Source organism: Rhodococcus cerastii (assembly GCF_033042195.1).
Taxonomy (GTDB): domain Bacteria; phylum Actinomycetota; class Actinomycetes; order Mycobacteriales; family Mycobacteriaceae; genus Rhodococcoides.
In genome coordinates this window covers 171,240-194,163 of sequence record NZ_JAWLKF010000001.1, presented here as the reverse complement: position 1 = coordinate 194,163, position 22,924 = coordinate 171,240, and the positions used below count along the sequence as shown (strand labels likewise).

Sequence of the window (22,924 nt, the reverse complement as noted above, 5' to 3'; positions counted from 1 at the left end):
TTTCCTCCTGATCGATCCACGTGCACAACCGGCGAGCTCGGCATTCGTCACGACGACGCGATCACCGACTCCGCCCGTTCGATCAACGATGCCAGAGCGGTGTTCAGCCCCTCCGCACCGAGGGCGGGCAAGATCCCCGGAACCAGTGCCGACAGAGTGACCGTCACCAGAGCCTGCGGCTTCATCGCCGAGCCCATCGTTGCCGACATCTGAGCCAGTTTGGCGTGCAGAGCAGCAAAATCGACCGTCGTCGACTCGTGTTCGAGTGCCACCGCATCGGGTGCGACGGCCGCTGCGCGGGCAACGAGATCGGGCAGATCGTCCACCGTCTTGGGCTTGGTTCGCGGTGCGAACTCCGCCTTCTCCTCCTCGGAGAGGATGTCGATGGACCGCAGCACCACATCCGGATCCGAGACCACGGCGTTCAGAATCCGCAGCAGCCGATCTGCGAACGTCGCGATCGACGACTCGTCGAGGATCGCCGTCGCGTAGGTGAACGTCGCCTCGATGTCGCGCAGTGCTCCGGTGTCGTCGAATCGTTCGACGGCGGTCAGCTGCAGATCGAACTTGGCCTGGTCGTCGCCCGCGGGCAAGGCCTGTACGTGCAGACCCGGCAACTCGAACGATCCGGTCACGTGGTTCTGGAACGTCAGCATCGCCTGGAACAGCGGAGTGTAAGCACTCGACCGCGCCCGGCCCAGTGCGTCGACGAGCCGCTCGAACGGGACGTCCGCGTGACCGAACGCAGCCAGATCCTTGTCCTTGGCCTGCCGCAGCAGCTCGGCGAACGTGCCGCTCTGATCGAGTCGAGTTCGCAACACGAGGGTGTTGACGAACATGCCGACGAGCTCGTCGAGTTGCTGTTCACCGCGACCGGCAGTGGGTGTGCCGATGCTGATGTCGGAGGAGTTGCTCAACCTCGAGAGCAGCACGGCGAAGGCACTGTGCACCACCATGAACGTCGTCGCCGAGTGTTCGCGAGCGATCTTCTCGATCGCCGATGCGATGTCGGTGCCGAACGAGAATTCGTACGACGCACCCTGCATCGTCGGGCGAGGCGGTCGCGGCCGATCCAGCGGGAGCGCCAACTGTTCGGGCGCTCCTGCCAACTCGGTCGTCCAATACGCCAGTTGCTTCGCGAGTGGACTCTCGGGATCATCCTCGCTGCCGAGCACGTCACGCTGCCACAGCGCGAAGTCGGCGTACTGGACCGGCAGCGGAGTCCATGCCGGCATCTCCCCCGCAATCCGAGCGGTGTACGCCACCATGACATCGCGGATCAGCGGACCCATCGAGAAACCGTCGGCAGCAATGTGGTGTGCCACCACGGCGAGCACGTGCTCGTTGTCGGCGACCTGCAGCAACGCAGCGCGCACCGGAACCGACTTCGTGACGTCGAACCCGGCACCGAGGGTCTCGGTCAGGCGGGAGATCACTGCATCCGGTTCCACCCGCTCGGGCGTCAGATCGACCCCTACCTCGGCGACGGAAACGATCTGCTGCACCGGCCCGTCCACAGAATCGGGGTACGCCGTGCGCAGAATTTCGTGGCGCCCCAGAACGTCGTCGAATGCCCCACGCAGGGAGTCGACGTCGAGTGCGCCGGTCAGCCGGACCGCGACAGGAATGTTGTACGCCGAGGAACCGGGGTCGATCCGGTTGATCGTCCACATTCTTTCCTGAGCGATCGAGAGTGGAAGCAGATCGGGTCGCTCACGAACGGTCAGTTCTCGGCGCGCACCGCCGCCGACGAGCGGGGCGATGTGGGCGGCCAGGCCTGCGACGGTGGACGCCGCGAACACTGCTCGCACCGGAATCTGGGCGTCGAGAGCCTGTCCCAGCCGCGAGACCAATTGCGTTGCGACCAAAGAGTTTCCACCGCGCGCGAAGAAATCGTCGTCGAGTCCGGCACGGTCCAGACCGAGCAGTTCCGCCACGGTGGCCGCGACGATCTCTTCGACCGGAGTGACCGGAGCGCGGAACTCGGCAACCTCGAACTGCGGTGCCGGAAGTGCCCGTCGATCCAGTTTGCCGTTGGCGTTGAGCGGAAGGGCATCGAGGACGACGAACGCTGCCGGAACCATGTACGACGGCACGGCGCGGGCGAGTTCGGCTTCGACACTCGCCACGTCGAGTACTGCTCCGGACGTACCGACGACGTAGGCAACCAGCTGGTCCCCCATCGATTCGCCGGTGTGCACCACGACGGCGGTGTCGGCCACCGTCGCCTGTGTGCGCAGGGCTGCCTCGATCTCACCGAGCTCGATGCGGAAGCCGCGAATCTTGACCTGGAAGTCGGCGCGCTCGATGTATTCGAGGCGGGCCGCGCCAGGTGCTCCGTCGACGACCGGAACCCGCCAGCGCACGAGGTCGCCCGTGCGATACATCCGCATTCCGTTCGCGTCGAACGGATTCGCCACGAACCGTTCGGCGGTGAGGTCCGCACGCCCGAAATATCCTCGCGCCAGCTGTGCACCGGCGAGATACAGCTCTCCCGTGACTCCGGCAGGAACCGGATGAAGGCGCGAGTCCAGCACGAACACGGCGGTGTTGGCCTCGGGCACGCCGATCGGCACGGTGACGGTGTCGGCATCGGTGACCGGATGCGAGGTCACCGACACCGCAGCCTCGGTCGGACCGTAGAGGTTGAACAGCTCGGCGGAACCGTTGTGCCGCCGGAAGTCCTGTGCCACCGCTGCGGGTAGTGCTTCACCGATGGCCAGGACACGTCGCAGATCGGGTGACAGCTCGCCCGCGGCAACGGTGCCGAGCATCGACAACATCGACGGCACCAGATGCAACGTCGTCACCGCGTGCCGACGGATCAGCGTGAGCAGGTAGTCGGGATCGCGATGACCCTCCGGGTTCGCGATGACGAGTCGCCCACCCGAGGTCAGTTGCGACCAGAACTCCCACACCGACAGGTCGAACGTCGCTGCGGTCTTGAGCAGAGACGCATCGGTCTCGTCGAGGCCGTACTCCGCGCGCAGCCAGTTCAACTGGTTCACCACTGCGCCGTGCGAGACCGCCACGCCCTTGGGCCGGCCGGTGGAGCCGGACGTGAAGATGACGTAGGCCGTGGTGTCGGCGGAGAGTTCACCGCAGCGCTCGGAGGTCTCGACCGGCGCGGACGAGTAGACCTCGAGATCGAGTTGCGCCAGATCGACGACCGTTGCTGCAGAGGAGATCTCCGGGCCGACAGCGCCGGATGTCAGTACGCACAGCGGAGCTGCGGTCTCCAACACGAGCGCGTTGCGCTCGGCCGGCTGATCCGGATCGATCGGAACGTAGGCACCTCCGGCCACGGAGACGGCGTACATGCCGACGAGCAGATCCACCGAACGCCGAATGGCAAGCCCCACCGGCACTTCGGGTCCGACACCCAGACCGATCAGATGACGGGCCAGACGCGACACCCCCTCGGAGAACTCGCCGTACGTCAGTGTGCCGTCGTCGTGCACGAGTGCAACGGCGTCACCGTTGCGCGCTGCCGAGCCCGCGAACAGATCGGCGAGCGTGGTGCCATCTGCCGAATCGAACTCGCGGTCGGTGTCGTTCCATTCCTCGACGATGGCGGGCAGCTCACCGTCGAGGAACAGATCGAGATCGCCGATCGGGGTCGACGGTGCCGCTGTGACAGCGTCGAGCACGGCCTCGAACCGGGCTACGAGCGAACGCGCGGTGCGCTCGTCGAACAGGTCGGTCGCGTAGGTCAACAACGCATCGGCCCCGCCCGACGACTCGTCGCCGCTCGATGCGTCGGAGACGATCAGATGTAGGTCGAACTGCGACGTTCCGGTCTCGGTGTCCAGGGCCGAGATGTCCAGTCCGTCGAGCTCGAATTCTCGGCGCGCGAAGTTCTGGAACGAGAAGCCGACCTGGAACAGCGGGTGACGCGCCGTCGACCGGGTGGGGTTGACGACCTCGACGAGCCGCTCGAACGGTATGTCGGAGTTGGCGAAAGCCTGCAGATCGGTTTCCCGAGCCGCGTCGAGGAGGTCCTCGAAGCTCGCTCCGCCCGCCACGTCGAGCCGCAGCACCAACGTGTTCACGAACATCCCGACGAGGTTCTCGATCTCCGCTTCGCCGCGACCAGCGATCGGAGTCCCGACGACGATGTCCGACGACCCCGACATGCGCGAGAGCAGCACGGCGAACGCCGCGTGCACGGCCATGAACACCGTCGCGTTGCGTGCGCGTGCCAGTTCGGTCAGTCGAGCGTGCGCGGCTGCGTCGATCCGGAAGTCGACGCGGCTGCCCCGGAAGGTCTGCTCGGCCGGTCGCGGGCGATCGAGCGGTAGTTCGATCTGCTCGGGCAGCTCGGCCAGAGCGCTTCCCCAGTACCGAATCTGCTGCGCAGCAATCGATTCCGAATCCTCCTCGGATCCGAGAACCTGGCGTTGCCACAGCGCGTAGTCGGCGTACTGCACCGGCAACGGTGCCCACGCCGGATCGGAACCACGGGTGCGCGCGGCGTATGCGGTCATGACGTCGGTGGACAACGGCATCACCGACAGACCGTCGGCGCTGATGTGGTGGATGACCATGCCGAGTACGAATTCGGTGTTCGAGACTCGGAAGAGTGCGGTCTTCAGCGGAACCTGGGTGGTGACGTCGAACGTCGCCGACAGGAGCTCCAGAACCCGCGCGGTCACCGACTCCGCGTCGGTGTCGATCACCTCGAGAGTGGTGGGCACCTGGGACATCGGCACGATCACCTGATGCGGGCCTTCGGGTGAATCCGGGTAGACCGATCGCAGAGTCTCGTGACGTTCGATCACGTCGGAGACGGCACGCTGCAACGCGTCGACGTCGAGACGCCCGCTGAGCCGAAGCGCGAACGGGATGTTGTACGCCGTGGACTCGGAATCGAAGCGGTTGAGGAACCACATCCGCTGCTGCGCGAGCGAGAGCGGCACTCGGCTCGGTCGCGTCGATGCCACCAGCGCCGGACGCGCGCCTGCGCCCGAACCCTGCTCGACCCGCGCTGCCAGAGCCGCGACGGTCGGGGCTTCGAACAGTGCGCGGACGGGGACAGTGGTGTCCGCTGCGGCACCCAGCCTGGACACCACTTGCGTTGCCACCAGCGAATTGCCGCCGAGCTCGAAGAAGTCGTCGTCGAGACCGACGCGCTCGACGCCGAGAACGTCGGCGAACACGTCAGCGACCATTTCCTCCACCGGAGTGGTCGGTGGTCGGAACTCACGTGTGCGCGCGGCCGGCTCGGGCAGCGCTCGTCGGTCCAGTTTTCCGTTGCCGGTCAACGGAATCGCGTCGAGAACCACGAACGCCGAGGGCACCATGTACTCGGGAAGGTGCTCCCCGATCGCTGTCCAGACGACGTCGATGTCGACGGTCGACTCGGCCGCGGGCACGACATAGGCAACCAGGCGTGCGGCACCGGGAGTGTCCTCGCGCACGATCACCGCGGCCTGCCCGACGGTAGGAGCGGTGGCGACGGCGGATTCGACCTCGCCCAGCTCGATTCGGAAACCGCGGATCTTGACCTGATCGTCGGCGCGACCGACGAATTCGAGTTCGCCATCGGTCGACCACCGTGCCACGTCGCCGGTGCGGTACAGGACCGATCCGTCGCCTGCGAAAGGATCGGCGACGAACCTCGTTGCGCTCAGTCCGGCTCGCCCGAGATACCCGCGCGCGACCTGACCACCGGAGACGTACATCTCCCCCGGCACGCCTGCTGGCACCAGGGACAGTCGCGAATCCAGTACGTACACCGAGAGCCCGGAGATGGCGCGTCCCACCAGAGATCCCGAAGCCTGCGCTGCGGACTGCGCGTCCACGACGCGGTGCGAGACGTGGACGGTGGTTTCGGTGATGCCGTACATGTTGACCAGTTGCGGGGATTCGTCGCCGTGACGATCGAACCAACCGGCCAGTCGTCGCAGTTCGAGCGCCTCGCCACCGAACACGATGTACCGCAACGAATAGTCGCCTGTCGAGCCTGCGGTCCGATCGACCTGATCGAGCTGGTAGAACGCCGACGGAGTCTGGTTGAGAACGGTGACACGCTCACGAACGAGCAGCTCTCGCAATGCTTCCGGCGACCTGGAGGTGAAGTAGTCGACCACGACGACGCTGCCGCCGGTGGTGAGCGGGCCCCACAGTTCCCACACCGAGAAGTCGAACGCGAACGAGTGGAACAGCGTCCACACGTCGCCTCGACCGAAGTCGAAGTGCCGCTCGGTGTTCGCCAACAGCCGTACGACGTTGCGATGCGGAACGAGCACGCCCTTGGGCTTGCCCGTCGAGCCCGAGGTGTAGATCACGTACGCCGTCGCAGCCGCGGTCGCCGGAATCGGATCGGCCACCGACACGTCGCCCGCGATCGAGGCGGTGTCGATATCGATCCGGGGAAGCGCGGCGGGTAGCTCCACGTCCACACCGGTCCACGTCAGGACGGCCACCGGACGAGAATCGGTGAGTACGAACTCGATACGGTCGGCCGGGTAGGACGGATCGATCGGAACGTAGGCACCGCCGGCTTTGAGCACCGCGAGCAGTGCCACGACGAGATCGGCGGTACGCGGCAGCACGACGGCCACCAGCGACTCCGGCCCGACTCCCTGGCCGGCGAGAATTCTCGCCAGTGCCGTCGAGGACTCGTCGATCTCTCGGTAACTCCTGGTGGCACCCTCGAACACCACTGCGGGAGCGTCCGGGTCCTCGGCCACCCGAGCGGCGAAGAGATCGACGATCGTGTCGAGCGAATCGGCAACGGCAGGCGCGTCCTGGGCGAGTGCGAGAACACGGCCGCGTTCGGCGTCGTCCATCACAGGGACGTCGCCGATTCGCTGACCAGGATTGCTTGCCACGGACTCGAGGACGCGGATCAGGCGTTCCCCGATCACACGCGCTGTGCTGTCGTCGTACAGGTCGCGAGCAAAGGTGACGTCGACGGTCATGCCGCCGTCGACGTGGTTCTCGGTGAACGTGAACTGAACGTCGAACTTGGCCGTCTCGACGTCGAGATCGACTCCGCGCACGCTCAGTCCGGGGAGCTCGAGCTCGGTCTGCTCCATGTTCTGCACGGTGAGCATCACCTGGACGAGCGGGTGCCGAGCCGCCGACCGCGGTGGGTCGAGTACCTCGACGAGCCGCTCGAACGGCACCTCGGCATGGGCGAACGCCGACAGGTCGGTCTCGCGTGCCCGAGCCAGCAGCTCGGTGAACGCGCCGCCGTGATCGATGTCGGTCCGCAGTACCAGCGTGTTGACGAACATTCCGATGACGTCGTCGAGCGCGGCCTCACCGCGTCCTGCGACCGGAGTACCGATCGCGATGTCGGTCTCACCGGACAGCCGGGCCAACAGCACGGCGAGCGAGGAGTGCAACACCATGAACAGTGAGCTCTGGTTGGCGCGGGCCACGTCGCCGAGGCGTCCGTGCGTGGCTGCGTCGAGGGCCAGCGTGATGTTGCCGCCGCGATACGACGACCTGTCCGGGCGGACGCGATCGCCGGGGAAGGTGACCTCGTCCGGCAGCGAGGCCAATGCCCTCGCCCAGTACCGAATCTGGTTCGAGACCGGTGACGACGGATCGTCCTCGGAACCGAGAACGGCCTGCTGCCAGAGGGTGTAGTCGACGTAGCGGACGGCGAGCGGAGCCCAATCGGGCTCGGTGCCCGCGCTCCGGGCCGCGTACGCGACCATCAGATCCCGAGTCATGGGGCCGATCGAGAAGCCGTCTGCAGCGATGTGGTGGGTGACGAACGCCAGAACGTGGTGGTCCGAGCCCAGCTCGAACAACGCAGCGCGCAACGGCGGCTCCGCGGTGACGTCGAACCCGCCCATCGCCAGCGCCGCCAGCGCCGACGGCAGTTCCGCCGTGGTGGTCGCAGCCGGTACCAGATCCGGAACCACCCGCTCCGCCGGGACGATCACCTGGGAGGCGACGCCGTCGACCTCCGGGTAGACCGTTCGCAGCGACTCGTGCCGCTCGATCACGTCGGCCACTGCTGCGCGCAGAGCGGGGATGTCGAGATCGCCACTGAGCTCGATGGCGACGGGGAGGTTCTCCGTCGCGGACTCCGGGTCGAACCGGTTGAGGAACCACATCCGGCGCTGCGCGAGCGAGAGCGGTACCAGATCCGGCAAATCGGCACGCACCAGCGGAATTCGACGGCCCGAACCCGAGAGCTCGTCGAGCCTGGCCGCCAGAGCGGACACGGTCGATGCCTCGAATATCGTCCGCACGGTCACCGTGGTGTCGAGTGCAGCGCCGATTCTCGACGCCACTCTCGTGGCGACGAGGGAGTTGCCGCCGAGCGCGAAGAACTCGTCGTCGACACCGACCACATCGATGCCGAGAACATCGCGGAAGACCTCGGCCACAACGGTTTCCGACGTGGTGGTCGGTGCACGGAACACGCGCTGCTCGATGTTCGGCTCCGGCAGAGCGCGACGATCGAGCTTGCCGTTGGGGGTCAGTGGCAGCGCATCGAGGACGACGGTCGCGGCCGGGACCATGTAGCTCGCGAGCGAACGCGACGCGAACTCCGTCAGTTCGGCGACGTCGACGGTCCCGCCGACCGTGGGTACGACGTATGCGACCAGCTGATCACCCGCGGCAACGGTCTGCCGAACCAGTACGACGGAGGATTCCACGGACGAATGCTTGCGCAGCACGGTCTCGATCTCGCCGAGTTCGATGCGCAGTCCTCGAAGCTTGACCTGGAAGTCGGTGCGGCCCAGGTACTCCAACCGTCCTGAACCGGGGGACGCCGCGCGCCAGCGCACCAGGTCACCGGTGCGGTACATGCGCGAGCCCGGTTCTCCGAACGGGTCGGGAAGGAATCGATCGGCCGTCAGGTCCGTTCGTCCGAGATATCCGCGGGCCAGTTGAACTCCGGCGAGGTACAGCTCGCCGGCAACCCCAGGAGCGACCGGAGACAGTCGAGCGTCGAGGACATACGTTCTGGTGTTCCACACGGGGACACCGATCGGGACGAGGTCGACGTCCGCCTCCGTCACTGCGTGGTAGGTGACGTCGACGGCCGCCTCGGTGGGGCCGTAGAGGTTGTGCAGAGCCACGCCCGGCAAGACGCGACGGAGCCGATCGCCGACCTCGGCGGGCAGCGCCTCTCCTGATGCGAACAGCGTCCGCAGAGAGCCGGCCGCAGGAGACGGCGCAGCCGCCACGACGGACACGAAGACCTCGAGCAACGACGGTACGAAGTGCGCTGTGGTGACCGACTGTGCCTCGATCGTCTCGAGCAGGTACTGAGGGTCGCGATGGCCGTCGGGCTTCGCGATGACCAACGTAGCGCCGATCTGCAACGGCCAGAACAGTTCCCACACCGACACGTCGAACGTGACGGGGGTCTTCTGCAGCACCACGTCGTCGGGACTCAGCTCGTACTCCGACTGCATCCACAGCAGGCGGTTGACGATCGCCTCGTGTGAGACGGCCACGCCCTTGGGCTGCCCGGTCGAACCCGAGGTGAAGATGACGTAGGCGGTGTTGGACGGTGCCAGCGCACTGATTCGGTCCGCGTCGGTGATCCGCGCATCGGAGAAGCCGGACAGATCGAGGGTGTCGATATCGAGCACCTCGTAGCCGTCGGCTTCCACCGCGTCACGTGAGGTGGTCAGCACGCAGACCGGTTCCGCGGTTCCGAGAATGTGTGCGATCCGCTCGGTCGGCTGGTCCGGATCGATCGGTACGTACGCACCGCCGGCGGCGATGATCGCGTGAATGCCGACGAGGAGTTCCACCGAGCGACGGGCAGCGATGCCCACCGCGCTCTCGGGTCCGACACCGCGGGCGATCAGGAACCGCGCCAGACGGGAGACCCGTTCCTGGAATTCGCCGTAGCCGAGCGTGTCGCCCTCGAAAATCAGTGCGGCGGAGGTCGAGTCGACCTGTCCGGCGAGCGAGGCCAACGTCTGTGCCCGGTCGAGCTCGTGCGCGGTGTCGTTCCACTCGACCAGCACCCGACTGCGTTCGACGGGCTCGAGCAGCTCGATGTCGCCGACCACGGTGGAGAGGTTGTCGGCGACGGCTTCGAGAACCGTGATCAACCGATCGCCCAGCGTGACAACCGTGGCTTCGTCGAAGAGATCGGTGGCGTAGGTGACGTCGACGGTCATGCCCTGCGGAGCACCGCTCGGTCCGATCGACTCGACGAACGTGAACTGCAGATCGAACAGCGCGACCAGCGTCTCGAAATCGACACCGGAGACCGACAGTCCCGGCAGTTCGAGATCCTTCTGTCCCAGGTTCTGGAACGCGAGTACCACCTGCACGAGGGGATGCCGAGCCGTGGATCGGGCGGGGTTGAGAATTTCGACCAGCCGCTCGAACGGTACGTCCACGTGGGCCAGAGCCGACAGATCGGTCTCGCGGGTGTCGGCGAGAACCTGGTCGAATCGCCGTGACGTGTCGATCTCGGTGCGCAACACCAGCGTGTTGACGAACATGCCGATCAAGTCGTCGAGGGCGGCCTCACCGCGACCGGCGACCGGGGTGCCGATCGCGATGTCGGCCTCGCCGGACAACCGCGACAGCAGTACGGCCAACGAGGTGTGCACCACCATGAACAGCGAGGCGTTCTCTGCTCTGGCGGCATCGATCAGCGCGCGGTGCAGATCTTCGTCGATGGAGAAGCGTACGAGCGCGCCTCGGTTCGACGCCACGACGGGCCTCGGTCGGTCGGACGGCACGTCGAGCTGATCCGGTAGGCCGGCCAGAGTGGCTGTCCAGTAGTCGATCTGCTGCGAGACGACCGACTGCGGGTCGTCCTCGGAACCGAGTACTTCGCGCTGCCAGAGGCTGTAATCGGCGTAGTCGACCGGCAGCGGAGACCAGAAGGGCTCCTGGTTCAGCGAGCGAGCCGCGTACGCGTTCATCACGTCTCGGGTGAGCGGGCCCAGCGAGAACCCGTCGGCCGCGATGTGGTGGACGACGAACACCAGCAGGTGCTCGGTGGGGCTGACCTCGAAGAGCCTGGTTCGGAAGGGCAGGTCCTTCGACAGGTCGAATCCGGTGGTCGCCAGTTCACGCAACGCATCCGCGACCTCGTGCGCGGCGATGTCGACGGGCGTCAGATCCGGTGTGGCCGTGGCTGCGTCGACGATCACCTGATGTGCGGTTCCGTCGGTCTCCGGGAACACCGTGCGCAGGGACTCCTGCCGAGCCACGACGTCCGCGACCGCGATCTGCATTGCGCGACGGTCCAGCAGACCGGACAGTCGCACGGCGATCGGGATGTTGTTGGCTGCGGATTCGACGTCGAACTTGTTCAGGAACCACATCCGCTGCTGCGCGAGCGACAACGGAATGTGTTGCGGCCGTTGCTGAGGCACCAGCGGCGGACGGCTTCCGGTGGCGACCAGTGTGCCCAACCGCGCGGCCAGATCGGCCACCGTGGAGGTGTCGAACAGCTCTCGAACCGCAATTCGAGTGTCCATGGCGACGCCCAGTCGTGACACCAGTTGTGTTGCGATGAGGGAGTTTCCGCCGAGCTCGAAGAAGTCGTCGTCGAGACCGACGCGCTCGACTCCGAGGACCTGGGCGAAGACCTCCGCAACGGTGCGTTCGATGTCGTTGGTCGGTTCCCGGTACTCGGTGACCTCGAAAGCGGGATCGGGCAGAGCCTTGCGGTCGAGCTTTCCGCTGGCACCGAGCGGAAACTCCTCGAGCACGATCAGCGTCGACGGCACCATGTACTCCGCGAGTCGAGAGCGCAGGGCACCGAGGACGGCTCCGGTCTCCACCGAGGCACCGGACGGTACGACGTACCCGACGAGTTGGTCGTTGCGGACCACGACGACTGCCTGAGAGATGGAGCGTTGTGCCAGCAATGCGGATTCGATCTCGCCGAGTTCGATGCGCAGGCCGCGCAGCTTCACCTGGAAATCCGAACGACCCACGTACTCCAGCTCGCCGTCACGGTTCCACCGCACCACGTCGCCGGTCCGATAGAGGCGCTGCCCGCCCGTTGCGAACGGATGTGCCACGAAGCGATCCGCGGTCAGGTCGGGGCGGCTCACGTAGCCGCGAGCCAGCTGTGTACCTGCGAGATAGAGCTCACCTGCGACACCGACGGGAGTGGGATTCAGCCGCGAGTCGAGCACGTACACGGCGGTGTTCCACACCGGCGCACCGATCGGCATCACGTCCGAATCCTCGTCCGTGACAGCGTGATAGGTGACGTCGACGGCGGCCTCCGTCGGACCGTAGAGGTTGTGCAGCTCGACTCCCTTCACCGCTCGGCGTAGTGCACGAGCCGTGGTGGGAGCCAGTGCCTCGCCGGATGCGAACACCAGCCGCAGTGTGGCACCCGATGCTCGGCGTCGCTCCACCTCGGGGACGAAGACAGACATCATCGACGGTACGAAGTGCACCACCGAGACATGTTCGCGCGCAATGACGTCGAGCAGATACATCGCGTCTCGGTGACCGTCCGGAACAGCGATGGCGACCGATGCGCCGTTCTGCAGAGCCCAGAAGAACTCCCACACCGAGACGTCGAAGGTCGACGGAGTCTTCTGCAGCACCACGTCGTCGGCGTTCAGCCGATACTCGTGCTGCATCCACAGCAGGCGGTTGACGATCGCCTCGTGTGAGACCCCGACACCCTTGGGGCGACCTGTCGATCCCGACGTGAAGATCACGTAGGCGATGTTCGAGGGCCGCAGCGGGGCTGCACGGTCGGCATCGGTCAACGGCGTCGAGGACAGGTCGGACACGTCGAGGGTGTCGATGTCGATCGTCTCGACGCCGGCGAACTCCACGTGATCTCGCGTGGTGGACAGCACTCGGACCGGTGCGGCCGTGGCCACGATGTATTCGTTGCGATCGGCCGGCTGCGTCGGATCGATCGGAACGTACCCGGCTCCGGCCTTGACGATCGCGTACATGCCCACGAACAGGTCGAGGCTGCGTCCGATGGCGAGCCCCACGAGGGAGTCGGGTTTGACACCGGTCGACACCAGATGTCGCGCAAGGCGATTGGCTCTCGCCGCGAACTCCGCATACGTCAGCCGCTCCCCCTCGAACACCAGAGCCGGTGCATCGGGGGTTCGGTCGACCTGACGGTCGAACAGGTCGACCAACGTCACCTGCTTCGGCACGTCGTGTTCGGTCCGGTTCCACGCCGTGACGACTCGGTCGCGCTCGCCGTCGTCGAGAAGGTCGATGTCTCCCACCGACAGCGAGGGATCTGCGACCACGGCAGTGAGCATCCGCACGAAACGTTCGGCAAATCCTCGGACCGTCGCGGCGTCGAAAAGATCGGTCGCGTAGGTCAACTCGGCTGCCATGCCCTGTCCGCGACCGTCCACTCCGATGGACTCGGTGACGGTCAGCTGCAGGTCGAACTTCGCCACCTCGGCATCGAGCGCGACGCTGTCCACCGACAGTCCGGGTAGGTCCACGTGCGTACGGGTGAGGTTCTCGAACGAGAGCATCACCTGGAACAGCGGGTGCCGAGCCTGCGACCGGGACGGGTTCAGCACCTCGACCAAGCGCTCGAACGGCAGATCGGCGTGCCCGAACGCACCGAGCGCGACCTCGCGGGCGCGGCCGATCTGCTCCGAGAACGTGCGACCCGACTCGATGTCGGTGCGCAGCACGAGGGTGTTGACGAACATGCCGACCACGTCGTCCAGGGCTGCGTCGCCGCGGCCTGCGACCGGAGTACCGATCGCGATGTCCTCGGTGCCGGACAGGCGCGCGAGCAGTACCGCCAGAGCGGCGTGCACGACCATGAACAGCGATGCGTTGTGCGTGTGGGCCAGCGAGGACAGGCCTCGGTGGACCTCGGCCGGTACCTCGAATCGGATCGACGATCCCTGGTACGACTGACGATTCGGGCGCGGCCGATCGGTCGGGAGATCCAGCTGATCGGGCAGACCGGCAAGCATGTCGGCCCAGTAGTCGACCTGACCGGAGATCAGCGAGTGCGGATCGTCCTCGGAGCCGAGAACCGAACGCTGCCACAGGCTGTAGTCGGCGTACTGCACCTCGAGCGGCATCCACGCCGGGTTCTCCCACGCGGTGCGTGAGGCGTACGCGATCATGAGGTCGCGGGCCAGTGGACCCATCGACCAGCCGTCGGCCGAGATGTGGTGCACCACCATGGCGATGACGTGCTCGCGGGGACCGATCTCGAAGAGGCGAGCCTGAATCGGAACGTTGACCGTCACGTCGAACGTCGTCGATGCCAGCGTGAAGACCTGCCGCTGGATATCGGTCGCGGACGTCGGAACCGGCATCAGGTTCGGCACCGTCTGCGCGGCGTCGAGGATGGTCTGCTGCGGGCCGGCCGCGGTGTCCGGGTAGACCGTGCGCAGCGATTCGTGGCGGTCGATGACGTCCATGATCGCCACCTGCAAGGCGGCGACGTCGAGTTCGCCGGTCAGTCTGAGTGCGAACGGAATGTTGTATGCGGTCGAATCGGCGTCGAATCGATTGAGGAACCACATACGCTGCTGCGCGAGCGAGAGCGGAATGCGCTCGGGCCGCACGGTTGCGACGAGCGCGACGCGGCCGCCCTCCCCTGCGGCCTGCTCCACCCGTACCGCGAGCAGCGCTACGGTCGATGCCTCGAACAGCATGCGCACCGGCACGGTCGCATCGAGAGCGACTCCGAGGCGCGAGACCACCTGCGTGGCGATCAGCGAGTTACCGCCGAGCTCGAAGAAGTCGTCGTCGAGACCCACGCGTTCCACGCCGAGAACGTCTGCGAAGACGTCCGCGACGATCTCCTCGATCGGTGTGGTCGGGGCGCGGAACTCGCGCACCTCGAACACCGGAGCCGGCAGTGCCCGGCGATCGAGCTTGCCGTTGACGGTCAGTGGGATCGAGTCGAGCACGACGAAAGCCGACGGCACCATGTACTCGGGAAGTACCTCTGCGATACCGGTTCTGATGTCTTCGATGTCGACGATCGGCCTGCCCTCGACCGCGGCGGACACCACGTAGGCGACCAGTCGAGCTGCACCGGGCGAGTCCTCGCGCACGACCACGGCGGCCTGGGTGACGGTGGGCTGCGCGGACACCGCCGCCTCGACCTCACCCAGTTCGATGCGGAATCCGCGAACCTTGACCTGGTCGTCGGAACGTCCGAGGTACTCGAGTTCGCCTGCGGAGTTCCACTGTGCGAGGTCACCGGTTCGGTACAGCAGCGATCCCTCGTCGGCTCCTGACGCGAACGGGTTCGCCACGAAGCGGACCGACGTCAGTTCCCGGCGACCGAGGTAACCGCGGGCGAGTTGTCCACCGGCGACGTACATTTCACCGGGCACCCCGACCGGAACCGGGTGCAGGCGAGTGTCCAGTACGAATACCCGCAGCCCGGCGATCGGCTTACCGACCACCGACGCACTGGTCTCGACGGACGCGGCATCGAGCGCACGGTACGACACGTGCACGGTCGTCTCGGTGATGCCGTACATGTTGACGAGCTGGGGCGCACTGTGCCCGTGCCGTTCGAACCAGCCGGTCAGCCGTCGTTGTTCGAGGGCTTCACCGCCGAAGATCACGTACCGCAGCACCAATTCGCCGTGCGCGGTCGCCGTCGTGCGATCGGCCTCGGAGAGCTGATAGAACGCCGACGGCGTCTGGTTGAGCACCGTGACCTGCTCGTCGACGAGCAGTCGGTGGAATGCCTCCGGCGACCGTGAGGTGAAGTAGTCGACGACGACCAACGTGCCGCCGTACAGCAACGGGCCCCACAGCTCCCACACCGAGAAGTCGAACGCGTAGGAGTGGAACATCGTCCAGACGTCGTCGGCACCGAAGCCGTAGACCGAATCGGTGTTGTCGAGCAGCCGAACGACGTTGCGATGCGGAACCATCACGCCCTTGGGACGGCCCGTCGAACCCGAGGTGTAGATGACGTAGGCGACGTTGTCGGGCCGCAGCGGAGCAGTCCGATCCTCGTCGGTGACGGGATCGTCGGACACCGAGGACAGATCGACGGTGTCGATATCGAGCAGCGCTGCGCCGGTACGTGATTCGACGTCGGACGGCAGTTCGACTCGGTCCGAGCCGGACAACAGAACGGTGGTGGGGCGAGCATCGTCGAGCATGTACTCGACCCGGTCGAGTGGGTAGCTCGGGTCGACGGGGAGGTATCCACCGCCGGCCTTGATCACCGCGACGAGCGCGACGACCAGTTCCGCCGACCGAGGAAGTGCTACGGCGACCAGGCTTTCGGGGCCGACGCCGTGCGAGACGAGAACGCGCGCAAGGCGATTGGACTGCGCATCGAACTCCGCATAGGTCATCGACGAGCCACCGAATCGCACCGCGACGGCGTCCGGGTGATTCGCGGCTGCTGCATCGAGCAGATCCACCAGGGTCAGCTCTCGTGAGACGTCGTCTCCCGAGACGTTCCACTGCGACACCACGGCACGGTGCTCCGCGGCGTCGACGATCGTGACGTCACCGACCGGCACTGTCGCGTCCGTGGTGACCGCGTCCAGAATCGCCAGGAAGCGACGCGCGAAGCTCTCGACGAGATCTTCGTCGAACAGATCCGTTGCGTACTCGAACACCGCATCGATACCCGCGGGCGCTCCGTCGTCGAGGTGCTCGGTCAGCCACAGCTGTATGTCGAATTTGGCGATGGGAACATCGAATTCGGCGGCTTCCGCGCGCAGACTGCCGACGGTGAGTTCACGAGACATCGCCGATTCGAGTGAGATCGCGACCTGGAACAGCGGGTGCCGAGACGTCGAGCGGACCGGGTTCAGCACCTCGACGAGGCGCTCGAACGGCACGTCTGCATGCGCGAACGCGGACAGATCCGTGTCACGTACGCGCGAGAGCAGATCCTCGAACGTCAACGCCGGGTCGACCTCGGTGCGCAGCACGAGCGTGTTGACGAACATGCCGACCAGGTCGTCCAGCGCGGGTTCTCCCCGACCGGCCACGGGCGCACCGATAGCGATGTCGGTGGTACCACTGAGCCGGGCGAGCAGCAGCGCGTACGCCGATTGCATGACCATGAACAGCGAGGCGTTGTTCGCTCGGGCCAGGTTCGCCAGCGAGGCATGCAGATGAGCCGGAACGTCCACCCGGAGTTTGCTGCCCGCATTCGAGGACACGGCGGGCCGTGGCCTGCTCGACGGCAGCGCCAGTTGATCGGGCAGATCTTCGAGAGTCGCGCTCCAGTAGGCGATTTCGCGAGACGCCAGAGACAGCGGATCGGTCTCGGGACCGAGCACCGCTCGCTGCCACAACGCGTAGTCGGCGTACTGGACCTCGAGAGGGGTCCACTCGGGTGCGCGCCCCTTGACGCGGCTCGAGTACGCCACCAGCACGTCCCGCGCCAGTGGGCCGAACGACGCACCGTCGGCGGCGATGTGGTGGAGCACCATCGCGAGTTCGTGTTCGGTCGGTGAGATCTCGAAGAGTGCGATGCGGAACGGTGTATCGACCGTGACGTCGAATCCCTTGGCGACCAGTTCGTGCAGCCGGCCACCCAGTTCGTCGCGTTCGATGCGGACCGGCAGGATCGTCGCCGGTGTCCGTGCGGCCGTGAGTACGACCTGTTCCGGTGAGCCGTCCACTTCGGGGTAGACGGTGCGCAGCGTTTCGTGTCGATCGACAACGTCGGCGAATGCGGCAGACAGCGCCACCACGTCCAGCGGGCCGGTCAGACGAACGGAGAACGGCAGGTTGTACGCCGCAGTGGTCGGGTCGAAGCGGTTGAGGAACCACATACGCTGTTGCGCAGGTGAGAGCGGAATACGCTCGGGGCGTTCCCGCGACTCCAGAACCGGGGTGTCCGCCCCGAGCCGGGCCGCCGATTCGGCCCTGGCCGCGAGTGCGCCGACCGTGGGAGCCTCGAACAGCTCACGGACACCGAGGCGCACACCGAGAGCGCTGCCGACTCGCGTCACCAACTGCGTGGCAATCAGAGAGTTACCACCGAGCTCGAAGAAGTCCTCGTCCAGACCGACCTTGGAGGCTCCGAGCAGATCCTCGTAGATGCCCGCGACGACGTACTCCGCTCGGCTCTGCGGAGCCCGGTACTTCTTCGCACTGCTGAACACCGGTTCCGGCAACGCTTTTCGGTCGAGCTTGCCGCTGGTGTTCAGCGGCAGGGCGTCGAGGACGACGACCGCTGCAGGCACCATGTACGACGGTAGGGCGTGACCGGCGAACTCGATCGCCGCGGCCGACTCGATGGATCGTCCGGGAGCGGCGACCACATACGCCACCAACTGATCACCGGTGACCGTCTGGACCACCAACACCACTGCCTGCGAGATGGATTCGTTGGAGAGCAGAACCGTTTCGATCTCACCGAGCTCGATGCGTTGGCCGCGGAACTTGACCTGGAAATCGGTTCGTCCGATGTAGTCCAGCACTCCGTCGCTACGCCAGCGCACGAGGTCACCGGTGCGGTACATCCGCTCGCCGCCGGTGCCGAAGGGGTTGGCGACGAAGCGATCCGAGCTCAGATCCGGTCGGCCCACGTAGCCGCGCGCCAACTGGACTCCGGCAAGGTAGAGCTCGCCCGATTCGCCGATCGGGGTGGGCCGCAGCCGACCGTCGAGAACGAAGGCCCTGGTGTTCCACTCGGGGACACCGATCGGAACGGTGCGGGTGTCCTCCGGTCCGCTGGGGTGATAGGTGACCGAGACCGCGGCCTCGGTGGGGCCGTAGAGATTGTGCAGCCCCGCCGAGCACAGCGCGCGGAACGACGCTGCTGTCTCGACCGGCAGTGCCTCACCGATGACGAACACGTGGCGCAGCGAACTGCAGGTGCCCATCGGCGCGTTGGCCACGAACACCGTCAGCATCGACGGCACGAAATCGGTGATCGTGACCCGATGTTCGGCGATCTTGTTGGCCACGTAGACCGAGTCTCGATGCCCGTCGGGGGTGGCGAGCACCATCGTCGCGCCGACGCGCAGCGGCAGGAAGAATCCCCAGAGCGAGACGTCGAAGGTGGTGGCCGTCTTCTGCAGATAGACGTCGGATGCGTCCATCGGATACTCCGAGAGCATCCACTCCATCTGGTTGTGGATGGCCGCGTGTTCGACCGCGACACCCTTCGGTCGTCCGGTGGAACCGGAGGTGTAGATCACGTACGCAGTATTCGAAAGTCGAAGTGGCGCAGTGCGTTCGACATCCCGAACGGGTGCCGTGGACCTCGCGGCACAGTCGACGAGATCGACCGCAACCGTCTCGGTTCCCTCGGGCAGCGCCACGTCGTCGCGGGAGGAGATCAGCACGCACCGCGGCTGCGCGGAATCCAGAATGTAGGCCGTGCGATCCGCGGGGTGGTCGGGGTCGATCGGCACCCAGGCACCGCCCGCCGCGACGATCGCGTACATGCCGACGACGAGGTCGAAAGAACGGCGAATCGACAGTCCGACGAGCGTCTCGGGACCCACACCCATGTCGATCAGGTGGCGGGCGAGGCCGTTCACGCGCGCCGAGAGGTCACCGTAGGTCAGCGCCTCGCCCTCGTACACCAGGGCTGTCGCATCCGGGTTCGCGGCCGCGGCTGCCTCGAATGCAGAGAGCAGAGTCCGTGGTTCGGTCTCGTGCTCGGTGTCGTTCCACCGGTCCACGACCTGCTCGCGTTCGAGACCGTCCGTCAGTGCCAGATCCCATACCGCGTCCTTCGGTCCCGACGCCACGAAACGGGCGAAGAAATCGACGAAGCGTTCGTGGTTCCGGCCGGCTTGTTCCGGTCCGTACAGATTGGGGTTGGACTCGAAGTCGATGTGCGTGGTGGACCCGGCGACGCTGGTGTAGAGATTGAGCCCGAAATCCTCGATGAGGCCGGTCGAGAGAATGTTGATGCCGCCGACCATCGAACCGAGGCGCACCTCACCGAAGAACAGCATGATGTTGACCCACGGGCCGAAGAACGAGGCCTGACCACTGGCCGAGCCTGCATCGCGCCGGATGTCCTCGTGCCGGTAACGCTGGTGGCGCAGGGCCCCGGAGACCTCGGCGTTGACGCGCGCGAAGAGGGTCTCGACGGTGGTGTCTCCCGACACGTCGAGCCGCAGGGGAACGACGTTGGAAACCATGCCGCCGGAACGGCGAAGTACAGCGGTGGTGCGTGCGGTGACCGGCAGCGACAGTACGACGTCTTCTCGTCCGGTCATCTGGGCGAGGTAGGCAGCGAAGCCGGCGATGACGATGGTTGCCATCGTCGTGTCCGTCTCGGCACGAAGAGCCTCGAGCCGTTCCATCGTCTCGGTGGACAGAGCTGTGCTGTCGATCTGGCTCTTCGCTGCGGGCGGAGCCGTGTGCCCGGCGAGAGTGGTGACTCCGTCGATGCCGTCGATGCGTGACGCCCAGTATTCGCGGTCGGCCTCGAAACGGGTCGAATCACGGTATGCCACGTCGATGTCGTAGACCTTGGTCAGGTCCGATGCCAGGTTCTTGCTCGGCTCGGTGCCCTCCACCGCTGCGGTGTACAGCTCCGCCGCACGGTTCATGAACGTGACGGCACCGAAACCGTCGAGCACCACGTGATGCACGCGCTCGTACCAGAACCACACGTCGTCCTCGAGGCGCAGGACGGTTGCAGCGATGAGTCGGTCGCGGAGAATGTCGATCGGCGCGCTGTAGTCACCGTGCATCCACGCCAGGGCGGCTGCCCGCGGATCGGTCTCACCGCGCAGATCGAGGTAGTTCAGAGAGTCGTCGAGAGTGGGGTCGACGATCTGCCGGGGCTCGGCGTCGACCTCGACGATGCGCACGAATCCGGATTGCAGTTCGAGTGCCGCCTGCGAGGATGCTCGGCGAAGCAGCTCCACGTCGAGGTCGCCGTGAAGTTCGATGTACTGGGCGATGTTCGCGGGTACCGAGGGGTCCACGTGCTGCGCGAACCACATTCCCAATTGGGCCGGTGACAGTGGGAACGACGAATGCTCGGAACTGCCGACTCCGTCGTCGTGTCCAGCACCTTCCACACCTAGCGGGTCCAATCGAAGCCTCTCTTTCCCACAATCACACGCGCCCCCACCGGCTGCCACACGGGCAGCGATCGGCAGGCACCGAACACATCGAGCAAGTTGCTTACTTCGTTCTCTATTTTCTCACCGGAAACAACTCGAAGTTACCTTTCAGTACATATCCGTCCGTATGTACCGGACCGTTACAAGTCGATACCCGATCCGAGCTCACCCGACACACTCCGACTCGATTCGGCACCCGGTCAATCTACAGTGCCGACCGGGCGAAGACCGTCGGTCGTCATGCCGTCATGTCGAAAGCGGCGATCACCTTGTTCGGTGTCACTCGAACGATCAATTCGCCCGGAACACCGTTGCGTGCGCCGAACTCCTCGGCGCGATCGCGGCCCATGTACCGAGCCCCCAGCTCGGTGGCGGTGCGGAGCAACTCGGCGGGATCCTCGTCGACCGACGCGATGCCCTGCACCTGGACGAATCCGTACGGCGGCTCTTCGAGATCGACGGTCAGCACCACGCGGGGATCACGGCGAATCGACTTTCCCTTCGCGGTGTCGGCCCCCGTGTTGAACACGATCTCGTCGCCCTCGACGATGAACCAGACGGGGGCCACCAGGGGCCTGCCGTCGGAGGCCAGGTACCCGAGCTTGCCGGTGCGGGTACCCGTGGACAGAAACTCGCGTACGCGCGGATCGGTGATCGACGTCATCGCAGACACGCTACGCGGGTGGTCCGACAGAATCGGCGATCGCGGACACTTCGGCAGGTCCACGAGATCCATTCACGCTGCTCCGGCCTCACCGGCCGAGAGTCGCTCCGACCAGAAGCAATCTCATCGCTCGCTCCGTGGCATCGGTCAGGAACTCGGCACCCCGTTCGAGCGCTTCGACCAACTCGACCGGCGAGGGCAGGATGCCGGCGAAGGCGTCGATACCCGAGTCGTAATTGGCGCGGGCGTCGAGACCGATGGTTCCCGCGAGCGCCACCACAGGTTTGCCGTGGAGCTTGGCTCGGCGGGCGACCTCCGTCGGGATCTTCCCCTTCGGCGTCTGCTTGTCGATGGACCCCTCGGCGGTCAACACCAGGTCGGCAGTCGCGATGAGGCTGTCGAGGTCGACATGATCGAGCATCACCTCGAAGCGCGGTAGCAGCTCGGCCCGCAGGACCGCTGCCACGCCTGCCCCCATCCCGCCGGACGCGCCGGTACCGGGCCCGGTGCGGAGGTTCAGACCGGCCGGCCGCGTCGACACGTCACGCTCCAACACCTCGGCCCAGCGGTCCATCGCGGCCGACAGGATCTCCACTTGCGTCGAGCTGGCCCCCTTCTGCGGTGCGAAGACCCGGGCAACTCCGCCGGGCCCACAGAGGATGTTGTGTGGGTTGCATGCGACCCTGATCTCCACACCGCTTCCCGGACTCAGCCGTGAATCGAGGCCGGATACATCGATGTGGTCGAGCCGAGTCAACTCGCCTCCGCCGTCGCCCAATTCGAGGCCTTCGGCATCGAGGAGTCGCACTCCGAGCGCCTGTAGGAGCCCTGCACCGCCGTCCGAGGTGCCGGAGTCGCCGCAGCCCAACAGGATTCGTTCGGCACCGTAGTCGAGGGCGGTACGGATGAGCTCACCGACTCCGCGGCTCGTCGTCACCGTCGGGTCGCGCATGTCTCGCGGAACCAGCGACAGACCGGCCGCTGCTGCCATCTCCACGACCGCGGTGACCGGCCCGTCCGTTCCCAGCAGAGCGAAATGGGAATCGACCGGCTTGCCCACCGGCCCGGTCACGACGGTGTCGATCACCTTGCCCAGGGTGGCACCGGCAAGGGCGCGAGCGGACCCCTCACCCCCGTCGACGAGAGGGACCGAGTTGACGATGGCCCCGGGCACCACCCGGCGAATACCAGCGGCAATGGCCGATGCGACCTCGTCGGCACCGAGAGATTCCTTGAACCCGGACGGGGCGACGACGAACCGGAGTGGGGTGGAAGACGGCATGGTGATCGATTCCTT

Annotated in this window: 3 protein-coding genes; all 3 read right to left on the bottom strand. The window is 66.0% G+C overall.

Annotated features, from left to right (window positions below):
* Positions 1 to 47: 47 nt before the first annotated feature.
* On the bottom strand, positions 48 to 20,918 hold the full coding sequence (locus tag R3P93_RS00815) for a non-ribosomal peptide synthase/polyketide synthase (RefSeq protein WP_317532209.1): 20,871 nt from the start codon (positions 20,916 to 20,918) through the stop codon (positions 48 to 50).
* Between the two features lie 283 nt (positions 20,919 to 21,201).
* The gene (locus R3P93_RS00810; RefSeq protein ID WP_068051470.1) at positions 21,202 to 21,627 is read right to left on the bottom strand and encodes a PPOX class F420-dependent oxidoreductase; all 426 of its coding nucleotides are present in this window, start codon (positions 21,625 to 21,627) and stop codon (positions 21,202 to 21,204) included.
* A gap of 88 nt (positions 21,628 to 21,715) precedes the next feature.
* Positions 21,716 to 22,909 (bottom strand): glycerate kinase family protein, encoded by a 1,194-nt coding sequence (locus R3P93_RS00805; RefSeq protein ID WP_317532208.1) that lies wholly within the window; start codon positions 22,907 to 22,909, stop codon positions 21,716 to 21,718.
* Positions 22,910 to 22,924 lie beyond the last annotated feature (15 nt).